General features: G+C 68.0%; 1 protein-coding gene. It reads left to right on the top strand.

Annotated features, from left to right (window positions below):
• The first annotated feature begins 40 nt into the window (after positions 1–40).
• Positions 41–628, top strand: a complete 588-nt coding sequence (locus KVT32_RS27865; protein ID WP_217619171.1) for a flavin reductase family protein — start codon at positions 41–43, stop codon at positions 626–628.
• Positions 629–787: the final 159 nt, after the last annotated feature.

The raw sequence follows: 787 nt of genomic DNA, 5'->3' as shown, positions 1-787 counted from the left end.
GACCGTGCCGAGCGCCGCGAGATCTCACCTGGAGCCAAGCATGAACGAACACATCCAACCCGTCCCGCTGGAAAAGGCCTACCGCCTGCTGACCCACGGGCCGACGGTCCTGGTCTCGGCCCGCCACGCGGGCGTCGACAACGTCATGGCCGCGGCCTGGGCCTGCGCCCTCGACTTCGCGCCGCCGAAACTCACCGTGGTGCTCGACAAGAGCACGCATACGCGGGCACTGGTCGAGGCCAGCGGCCAATTCGTGATCCAGGTGCCGACCGTGCGGCTGCTGCAGCTGACCCATGAAGTCGGCACGCGCGGCCGCGCCAGCGAACCGGACAAGCTGGACGTGGCCGGCGTCGAGCTGGTCCGGCTCGGCGAGACCGGCATGCCCTTCGTCGCCGGCTGCTCGGCCTGGCTGGCCTGCCGCCTGGTGCCGGAGCCGCACAACCAGCAGGCCTACGACCTTTTCATCGGCGAAGTCACGGCGGCCTGGGCCGACGCGCGCGTGTTCAAGGACGGGCACTGGCACTTCGAGAGCGCCGGGGCGGAGTGGCGCAGCATCCACCACGTCGCCGGGGGGCATTTCTATGCGATCGGCGAGCCGATGCAGGCCCGGAGCGAGCCCGGCGCATAGCACTTGCATGACGTTCGATTTTTTCGACGATAGGCCGGCAAACTACTCGCTTTTTGCGCGCGCCGCGCACCGGCATAATGCACTTCATCGACAACGCGGCCCCAGCGCACAACGGAAAACGAAGACCGGTTGGCGCGGATGTTCGAACGGTTCGAACGG

Origin of the sequence: Achromobacter sp. GbtcB20 (assembly GCF_019091095.1) — a bacterium.
GTDB classification, from domain to species: Bacteria; Pseudomonadota; Gammaproteobacteria; order Burkholderiales; family Burkholderiaceae_B; genus Achromobacter; species Achromobacter mucicolens.
The sequence above is the reverse complement of the archived record's forward strand: the minus strand, read 5'-3'. Positions and strand labels throughout refer to the sequence as shown.